This is a genomic window from Deltaproteobacteria bacterium GWC2_65_14 (genome assembly GCA_001797615.1).
GTDB lineage: Bacteria > Desulfobacterota > Deferrimicrobia > Deferrimicrobiales > Deferrimicrobiaceae > GWC2-65-14.
Map to the genome: position 1 here is coordinate 1 of MGPV01000053.1, position 8,836 is coordinate 8,836.

7 protein-coding genes, 1 tRNA gene and 1 pseudogene (1 of these 9 cut by a window edge) are annotated in these 8,836 nt (G+C 66.7%); 2 read left to right on the forward strand and 7 right to left on the reverse strand.

The features are described from left to right. Positions 1-390: 390 nt before the first annotated feature. The 3 genes from A2X88_08550 to A2X88_08560 all read right to left on the reverse strand — a co-directional run bounded on the left by A2X88_08550 (position 391) and on the right by A2X88_08560 (position 1,937). Positions 391-466: transfer RNA gene (locus A2X88_08550), tRNA-Arg, on the reverse strand. A 3-nt stretch (positions 467-469) separates the two neighbouring features. After that, positions 470-895: a hypothetical protein gene (locus tag A2X88_08555; protein OGP33443.1), complete on the reverse strand. Its 426-nt coding sequence runs from the start codon at positions 893-895 to the stop codon at positions 470-472. A gap of 223 nt (positions 896-1,118) precedes the next feature. Further along, on the reverse strand, positions 1,119-1,937 hold the full coding sequence (locus A2X88_08560) for a hypothetical protein (protein OGP33452.1): 819 nt from the start codon (positions 1,935-1,937) through the stop codon (positions 1,119-1,121). Between the two features lie 183 nt (positions 1,938-2,120). Here A2X88_08560 and A2X88_08565 point away from each other — a divergent pair, with 183 nt between their 5' ends. Beyond that, positions 2,121-3,284 carry a carboxylate--amine ligase gene (locus A2X88_08565; protein OGP33444.1) on the forward strand — a complete coding sequence of 388 codons (1,164 nt, stop codon included), beginning with the start codon at positions 2,121-2,123 and terminating at the stop codon, positions 3,282-3,284. A gap of 27 nt (positions 3,285-3,311) precedes the next feature. Then, the gene (locus tag A2X88_08570; protein OGP33445.1) at positions 3,312-4,046 is read left to right on the forward strand and encodes a transposase; all 735 of its coding nucleotides are present in this window, start codon (positions 3,312-3,314) and stop codon (positions 4,044-4,046) included. 139 nt (positions 4,047-4,185) lie between these two features. Here A2X88_08570 and A2X88_08575 read toward each other — a convergent pair whose 3' ends face one another. From A2X88_08575 to A2X88_08590, 4 genes and pseudogenes are all read right to left on the reverse strand, one after another. Further along, positions 4,186-5,007: a short chain dehydrogenase gene (locus A2X88_08575; protein OGP33453.1), complete on the reverse strand. Its 822-nt coding sequence runs from the start codon at positions 5,005-5,007 to the stop codon at positions 4,186-4,188. Between the two features lie 2 nt (positions 5,008-5,009). Then, complete coding sequence (locus tag A2X88_08580; protein OGP33446.1) at positions 5,010-5,702, reverse strand: hypothetical protein; 693 nt, start codon at positions 5,700-5,702, stop codon at positions 5,010-5,012. Between the two features lie 9 nt (positions 5,703-5,711). Next, positions 5,712-7,931 carry a hypothetical protein gene (locus A2X88_08585; protein OGP33454.1) on the reverse strand — a complete coding sequence of 740 codons (2,220 nt, stop codon included), beginning with the start codon at positions 7,929-7,931 and terminating at the stop codon, positions 5,712-5,714. 194 nt (positions 7,932-8,125) lie between these two features. Continuing rightward, positions 8,126-8,836: pseudogene (locus tag A2X88_08590) on the reverse strand (malto-oligosyltrehalose synthase); it runs 2,115 nt beyond the window's last position.

Here is an 8,836-nt window from a genome sequence, read left to right on the forward strand (position 1 = left end):
TGGGGACTTTTCGGAGACCTCGAGGATCCACAACGGACCGAACCGGGCCTCAAGGGATGGAACCGGGAAAACGATCATGGTCACCTGGCAGCATGTGAACGCACAGACGTCGTCCGGAAGCGAGGCTCCATTCTCGGGCTTCGAAGTCTCGCGGGAATCGGAGGGATGACCGCAACAGTCGTAGGAAGCCCAAGCGCTGAATCCCATAAGGACCAGTCCTGCCGCCACGAAGAGGGATACGAGACCCCTTGGAAAAGGCTTTCGTCGAATCATCCCAGACATTATGCCTAGACGCGAACGCGGTGACAAGAGCAATTCCGCCGACTTTCGGTCAGCCCGCCAGGCATCTGCCTCGGAGTTCGAATCTCGCATCGCGGAGTGGAAAAAGACTGGCGCGCCCTGAGAGATTCGAACTCCCAGCCGCCTGGTCCGAAGCCAGGTGCTCTATCCGTTGAGCTAAGGGCGCGCTCTATCCCGTACACATCCCCGCGAGACAGGCCGAGGAGGTCGTGGACGGCAGGGCGGAGAAGTGGGCCACGACGACGCGGGCCTCCTCTCCGGACAGGGCGATCCACAACGTGGCCCGGATCAGGGCCTCCGCGAACACCCCTTCGCCTTCCTCGCCTTCGTCGACGATCTTCTGGACGACGTGGAGGGTCGCGAAGTCGTCGAAGCGGTCGCTGCGCAGCAATTCGAAGGACATCTCCCCCGTGGCGTCGAAGGCTCCCTCCAGGATGACTCCGTAGGTCTCCCCGTCGAAGAGTTCCCCCGAGTAGTCCTCCCACACGGCAAAGCGGGGATCGTCGAGCGCGAAGAGCGTCCGAAGCTTCTCCGGGTCCCGCCCGTTGAAGGCATCGGCGTAACGCGTCAGGAACCTGCCGGGGTCGAAACTCATCCTTGCCCACCCACCTTGCCCGTTCTTTTCCCCGGCACCGTTCGCCGTCGGAACAGGACCGGGACAAAGCATCATAACGAACCCGGGCGGGCAATTCCAGCGGCAATACGCGATTCTGATACCCCTGCGACGCCGGAGGGGCCGGCGAAACCGGCCGGCCCCCAATCCGGATCATCGTTCGGGACAAGGAGAAGAAGCATGGTCTTCCCGAGGCGCCCCTCCCCTATTCGCACCGTGCCGGCCGGCGTCCGGGCGGATAGGGGGCGTACCCGTCATCGTCCCAGAACCGGTTCCGGGAGTAGCGGCAGTCGAGGATCCCCTTCCGGCAGAGGGTGTCGCGCCACTCGTACTTCAGGAAGTGGCGTTCCGCCACGCGGCGCTCCGGGTCGAACGTCACCCGGATCGAGGGGGAATGGGACTCCTCCCCGAAGCCGGTGCCCGCCGACTCCTCGCGCGCCTGCGGCGCGAGGTTTTTCCGCTCCGCCCCCAGGGGCGCGCCCGGGGCCGCCTCCGGGGCCATGCTTCGGTCGTCGCCCGACTTCCCGCCCGACTCCCGGTCGTGGCGGACCCGCGGAGGCGGGGGCTCCTTCTCCCGGTAGACCGCGACGGCGATCACCCCCATCGCCGAGCGGTCGTTGAAGGCGGCGGCGTAGGAGTCGCCCGGCTCCGTGAAGTAGAACCGGTTCACCGTGTCGCGAGCCGTCCGCCACCCGTCGTAGACCGCCGATTCATAGGGGCCGAGGATGTACATCCGCTCGCTGTTTCGGAGGTTGGACTTCTCCCCCGAGATGATGTTCCGGCCGTCCACCGCCACGACGACGCCGACCCGGCGTCCCGTCCGGTTGGCGATCCGGATGCCGTACTTCTCTCCCCGCTCCGCCTCCAGGTAGGCCCGGTAGCTGCTGTTGCGCCCGTTCTGGCCGACCGGAAACAGGGAAAGCGCGCCTTTCCTGTCGGAGACGACCTCGACGTTTACCGCGGAGGCCCACGCCTGGGCCGACAGCCCGAGCAGGAGCGCCGCCAGGAAGGGAACGAGTACCATGGGATTGCGGGCCGGGAGGACACTGACGTTGGTTCGATTCACGGGATCTCTCCTTTCCACACCGGTTTTTTTTATCCGTGGGCGGCCGCCCTTCCTGCTCCCATTGACAACGGTGGGGCCCGGATGGTTCGCGGTTTTTCCAGGGGGCTTTACGTTTGGGGCCGTCGGGGCTACCTTCTTGGAATGAACTTCGTCTACCTTTCCCCCCACTTTCCTCCGAACTACCACCTCTTCTGCGTGCGGCTGAAGGAGTTCGGGGCGAATGTCCTGGGGCTGGCCGACGCCCCCTACGATTCCCTCCGCGGGGAGCTGCAGGATGCGCTGGCGGAGTACTACCGTGTGGGGGATCTCCACGACTACGATCAGCTCCTGCGCGCCTGCGGCCACTTCACCCACCGTCACGGCAGGATCGACCGGATCGAATCGCACAGCGAGTACTGGCTGGAGACCGATGCGAGGCTGCGCACGGATTTCCACGTCTTCGGCATCCGGGAGGACGGGATCGCCGGGGTGAAGCGGAAGTCCCGGATGAAGAAAACGTTCCTCGAAGCGGGGGTGGCCGTGGCCCGCGGGGAGGTGGTCCGGACGCTGGAGGAGGGAAGGCGGCTCGTCCGGGAAACGGGCTTCCCGGTGGTCGCGAAACCGGACGTCGGCGTCGGGGCGGCGGCCACCTTCAAGATCGGGGGGCCGGAGGAGCTCGAACGGTTCTTCGCGCGGAAACCGCCCGTGGAGTACCTCATGGAGGAGTTCATCGAGGGGAGGATCCTTTCCTTCGACGGCCTGGCGGACCGGGACGGCAACCTCGTGTTCCACACCGCCCACTCCTTCAGCCAGGGGATCATGGAGACGGTCAACCACGACGACCACCTGTACTACTACTCCCTTCGGAAGATCCCCCCCGACCTGGAGGAGGCGGGGCGACGGGCGGTAGCGGCGTTCGGGGTCCGGGAGCGCTTCTTCCACATCGAGTTCTTCCGCACGAGCCGGGACGGGCGGATCGTCGCGCTGGAGATCAACCTGCGGCCGCCGGGAGGCCTGACCACGGAGATGTTCAACTACGCGAACGACATCGACATCTACCGGGAGTGGGCCCGCCTCGTCGTCCGCAACGAGTTCGCCGCCGCCGGATCGCGCCCCTACCACTGCGGCTACATCGGCAGGAAACGGGGGAAGGAGTACGCACACGGCCACCGGGAGATCCTCGACGCCTTCGGCCACTGCATCCCGCACCACGAGGAGATCCATTCCATCTTCCGGGCGGCCATCGGCGATTACGGCTACATCGCCAGGTCCAGGGACCTGGACGAGGTCCTCGCCGCGGCCCGTTTCATCCACGAGCTCCGGTAGGCCCCGGAAGAAGGGAAGGGAACGCCGGTGAACGTCGAGTACCACAAGTGGTACAGCGAAAACCTCCGGCAGGAAATGGAACTGAAGGTCTACGGGCACGCGGGAAAGCCCGTATTGGCGTTCCCCGCCGCGGGGGGAACGTTCTACGAGTACGAGGACTTCGGGATGGTGGAGGCGGTCCGGCCGTTCCTCGAGGGGGGCAGGATCGTCCTGTTCACCGTCGGCAGCGTGGACCGCCAGTCCTGGCTGAACCACGACGCCCACCCTGCCGACCGCGTCCGGAGGCACAACGACTACGACCGGTACATCGCGTCCGAAGTCGTCCCCTTCATCCGGTCCCGCGGCCCGTCCCAGGGGATCCTGACGACCGGCTGCAGCATGGGGGGGTACCACTCGGCGAACTTCTTCTTCCGGCACCCGGACCGGTTCGACGCGGTCATCGCCCTGAGCGGGGTCTACCAGCTGCGCGGATTCATCGGGGACTACATGGACGAAAACGTCTATCTTCACGTGCCGCTCGCCTATCTCCCCGGCCTGACCGATCCGCGGTATCTCGACCGGTACCGGAAGAGCCGGATCGTGATCTGCGTCGGGCAGGGCGCCTGGGAGGACGAGATGCTGGCGGACACCCGGGCCCTGAAGCGGATCCTCGGGGAGAAGGAGATCCCCGCCTGGGTCGATGTCTGGGGGCACGACGTGAACCACGACTGGCCCTGGTGGCGGAAACAGATGCCGTATTTTCTCGGGAAACTGGGTTTTTGACGGATCCTGGAACCTTTCCCGGATCCCGCGCGTCTAACGATGTAACCTCATCATTTCCCTCCAATTGGTGAGCAAAGGGACGGGGGGCCGCACGTGGCAGGCGGTCCCCCGTTCCCGTTTCCGGGAAGGGATTTCCGATTCAGTCCAGGAACAGGTCGGGCAGAAGAGGTGCCCCGGGGCTCACTGCGTATGGAGAAAGGTCGGTGACCCCCTCGGCGGCCAGGACCTCGTCGTCGAGGAAGAAGTTCCCGGTGCAGCCGCGGCTGTCGCGCACCAGGATCGCGCGGGCCGCGTCGGCCACGATCCGCGGCCTGCGGCAGTTCTCGGGGGCGACCGCCCCGCCGAGCATCTCGATCGCCGCCGTGGCGATGACGGTCCGCGGCCACAGGGCGTTCACCGCGATCCCCTCCTCCCGGAACTCCTCCGCCATCCCCAGCACGCACATGCTCATCCCGTACTTCGCCATCGTGTAGGCGCAGTGGTTCCGGAACCACTTCGGGTCCATCGACAGCGGGGGGGAGAGGGTCAGGATGTGGGGGTTGGACGCCTGCTTCAGGTAGGGGATGCAGGCCTGGGAGCAGGCATAGGCCCCCCGCACGTTCACCGAGAACATCAGGTCGAACCGCTTCATCGGGGTCGACAGTGTTCCGGTCAGGCTGATGGCGCTGGCGTTGTTCACGAGGATGTCGATCCCGCCGAAGGCCTCCGCCCCCTTCCGGACCGCCTCCGCGATCTGCTCCTCGAACCGGATGTCGGCCTGGACCGGCAGCGCCCGGCCGCCCGCCTCCTCGATCTCCCGCGCCGCGGTGTGGATCGTCCCGGGAAGCTTCGGGTGGGGCTCGGCGGTCTTGGCCGCGATCACGACGTTCGCCCCGTCCGCCGCCGCCCGGAGGGCGATCGCCTTCCCGATTCCGCGGCTGGCCCCGGTGATGAAGAGGGTCTTTCCCTTCAGCGTGCGCACCGTCACTCCTCTTCCTCTTCCTCTTCCCCTCCCTTTTTCCCTTCCTCTTCCACCCGGGAGACCCGGTCGATGATCTCCTTCGCCTTGTCCTTCCCTCCCAGGCCGAAGGCGAGCGCCAGCGACCCGAGGACGATGAGGAAGGCCCCGAAGAGGAACCGGGTCGCCACCCGGAGCTGCTCGAGGGCGGTCCCCGCGGCGATGATGATGATCAGGTACTGGATCCCCTTCCCGATCAGGTTCGCCTCCTGGATCTCCGCGGAGCGGGCGAAGGCCCGGGCGAATCTCCCCGCCAGGATCCCGAACCAGATGCCCAGCCCCAGGATCACCACGGCGAAGAAGAGGTTCGGGAGGAACTCCACGAGCTGGTCGAGGAGGATCTCGATCGTGGTGAGCTTCAGCGTGTGCGCCGCCGTGCCGGCAAAGGCGAGGATGACCACCCAGAAGACGATCGCCCCGATCAGGTCGAAGAGCGGGTACCGGATGTCGCCGATCCCGAGAAGCCGCAGGTAGGAGGACTTGCCGGCGACCCGCTCCCAGCCGATCGAGTTCAGCAGCCTGATCACCAGGTACCGGACCGCCAGGGCGATGGCGATCCCCACCAGGAAGAGGGCGAGGGCGGCGACGAAGTTCGGGAGGAACTCCCAGATCCTGTCCCACATCGTTTCGAACGGCGTGAGAATCGAGCGTTCCCGCATGGGGCCTCCTTATCGGCCGGAGAGGATCCCGGAGAACCGGGAGGATTTCTGCTGCTGGTACCGCTTCAGGAGGAGGACCGGGACGCCGGCCTTCTCCACCACCGCCTCCGTCACGTCGGTCCCGAAGAGCGACGAGATCGCTCCGACGTGGCGGGAGGCCCCCATCAGCAGCAGGTCGGTCTCCCGGACGTTCTCGAGGATCGTCTTCGCGACCTTATGGGAGCGGATCACCTGTTTTTCCACGGGAACCCGGAACGGAAGGTCCTTGATGACATCCTCCATCCAGGCGGCGACCCCCTGCTCCTCGGCCTTGCCGGCGTCGGGATCGATCGTCCGGAGGATGGTCACCGGGGACTTGAGCTCCTCGGAGAGGGCGGGGGCGATGTTGATCGCCAGCCGGCAGGAGAGGGTGTCCTCGACCGCCAGCAGGATCCGCTTCACCTCGGTCAGCGCCTCCCCCCGGTAGATCGCCACGTTGCAGGGGGCATGATCGAGGACGTTCAGCAGGACGATCTCCTGGAGCTGGTGGATCCACCCCCCCTTCCCGATAGGACCTAAGAGGATGAAGTTGCTCTTCTCCTCCCGTGCAGTCTCGAGGATCCCGTAGGAGCGCCGGTGGGAAATCTTGACGACCCGGCGGAACTCGACACCGGCGGCGGCGGCGATGTTCTCCCCCAGCCGCAGCAGGGTCCGCGCCTCCTGGAGCCCCCCAGAGTACCGGTTCAGGCGGACCCCCTTGGGCGCCTCGACGACGGAGACGGCGGTGACCTCCCCCTCGTAGTTCTTCGCCAGGGCGCAGGCGATCCGCATCAGGGGGCGGACCTGCTCCTGCCGGAAGGGGACCACCAGCACCTGGTAGTCCTTCCGGGCCGCCTCCGCGTCGGCCAGCGCCAGGACCGAGACCGCCAGCTCCTCCCGTTTCGAGGCGTATCCCTTGTAGACGACGAAGCCGACGGCGAGCCAGGCCCCCGCCGAGATCCAGGCCATCGGGCTGTAGAAGAACATGTAGACGGCGATGAAGAGCTGCGTGACGATCCCCAGCACGGGGATCAGGGGAACCAGCGGGACGCGGTAGCCGCGGGGCAGGTTCGGGTGGGTCTTGCGCATTCGGATCAGCGTCACGTTCACCTGGAGGAAGACCAGCAGGAACATGATGTCGGCGGCGCTGGCGACATCCTCGATCGGAAGGGAAACCGCCATGAGGATGACGATCGCCGCCGAGGCGACGATCGACAGGTGCGGCGTCTTCTTCCCTGCGTGGATTTTCCCGAGAAATTCCGGAAGGTTATGGTCCCGGGCCATCGCGAAGGCGACGCGGGAGGAGGAGTAGATCGTGGCAATCAGCGCGCTCGCGGTGGAAAGCAGACCCCCGATCAGCAGGACCACCCCGCCGCCGGGGAAGAACTGGCGGGCCGCCTCGACGACCGCCAGCTCTTTCATCTTCCCGAGGAACTGCCAGGTGGGCATCCCCTCCCCGTGGATCGCCCCGAGGGCGACGAAGGCGACCAGCAGGTAGATCGGGATCACGATGAGCAGGGCGAAGAAGATGGCCCGGGGGATGTTCCGCTTCGGGTCCATCACCTCCTCGCTGCACTGGGCGATCACCTCGTACCCCTGGAAGGCGATGAAGGTGAGCCCCATGGCGCTGAAGACCCCTCCCATCCCCACCGGGAAGAAGGGGGTGAAGTTCCCCTTCCACTCCGGCATCCCCTGCATCGCCCAGGCGCCGGCCCCCACGAAGAGAAGGATGATCACCACCTTGGCCATGGTGACGATGTTCCCCGCCTTCCCCGTCTCGGAGGCGCCCCGGAAGTTGATGTAGGAGAAGACCAGGCAGGCCAGGACCGCCAGCATCTTCTCCAGCGGGAGGTAGGGCACGTGGGGGACGGAGACGCCGAACCCCTCGAGAACGTGTCCGAAATAGGCGCCGAACCCCAGCGCGTAGAGGCTGCAGGCCACCGCGTGGGCGAACCAGGACATCCAGCCGGAGAGGAAGCCGTTCGGGTGCGGGAGGGAGCTCTTCACCCAGAGATAGCCGCCCCCGGCGTCGTGAAAACAGGAGCCCAGCTCGGCGTAGGCCATCGCGGTGAAGAGGGTCACCCCCCCGTTCAGGGCGAAGGCGAGGATCAGCCCCGGCCCGGCGCCCCCCGCCGCGATCCCGGTCAGGACGAAGATCCCCGCCCCGATCATCGCCCCGACGCCGATCATCGTGACGCTGAAGCCGGACATCTCCCGGCTGAGGCGGACCTCCTCCGGCCGGCCGGGCACTACCGCAGCCGCCGCCTTTCCCGGCGGGTCCTGCTTGCGCGGAGCTTCCCCCTTGCGGTGATTCCTGCTCCCGTTTTTCATGGCCATATCCATGGGATGATACCAAACGAGCCGCGTGGATGAAATGGGGGGGGAACCCGTCACGGAGGACCCGTTCAGCCCGGGTCGGCGGAAAAAAACGCCACGGGGAAATCGCGGAAGAGGGAACGGAAGGGAAGGACGCCGCGCCCGCCCTTCCCTTCGGTGCGGACCGGCTCTCCCGTGAAGAGGCAGGTCCAGCGGTCGGGGTATCCCTCGGGGAGGACGATCCCGCCGCGGGAGCCCCAGGCCTTCTCGCCCAGCGGGAAGGTTTCCGGGGGGCCGAGGCGCGTCACCAGCCGCGGCACCGCCGCGATCGCCCACTCCTTCCCCTTTCTCCTGGCGAAGGCCAGGACATGCTCCCGCTTCTCCCCGGACGCGGACAGGGGAAGGTAGTCGCCGGAGGCGAACAGCTCCCTGCGGTCCCTCCGGAACCGGAGCGCCTTCCAGGTGAGGAAGAGCTTGACCCGGCCGTCCTCCGGCCGCGCCAGCAGCTCGCGGACCAGGGCGAGACGCCCCGCGGGTTCCCGCTCCGCCAGCTCCTGCAGCAGCCTGCGACGCCGGGAGAAGTCCACCGGCCCCCGGTTGTCCGGGTCGACCAGCCGCAGGTCCCACAGCTCGGTCCCCTGGTAGAAGTCGGGGACCCCGGGGGCGGCGATCTTGACGAGCGCCTGGGAGAGGCCGTTCGTCATCCCGTACCGGGCGATCCTCCGCTGGAACGGCAGGAAGTCCTCCAGGAACCGGTTTTTTCCTCCCCCGTCGAGGATCGCGGCGACGAACTCCCGCAA

Bases quoted from the DNA above. Each gene is read 5' to 3' on its own strand.
- A2X88_08585 (OGP33454.1), bottom strand. From the start codon at position 7,931: ATGTCCGGCTTCAGCGTCACGATGATCGGCGTCGGGGCGATGATCGGG.
- A2X88_08580 (OGP33446.1), bottom strand. From the start codon at position 5,702: ATGCGGGAACGCTCGATTCTCACGCCGTTCGAAACGATGTGGGACAGG.
- A2X88_08565 (OGP33444.1), top strand. From the start codon at position 2,121: ATGAACTTCGTCTACCTTTCCCCCCACTTTCCTCCGAACTACCACCTC.
- A2X88_08560 (OGP33452.1), bottom strand. From the start codon at position 1,937: ATGGTACTCGTTCCCTTCCTGGCGGCGCTCCTGCTCGGGCTGTCGGCC.
- A2X88_08555 (OGP33443.1), bottom strand. From the start codon at position 895: ATGAGTTTCGACCCCGGCAGGTTCCTGACGCGTTACGCCGATGCCTTC.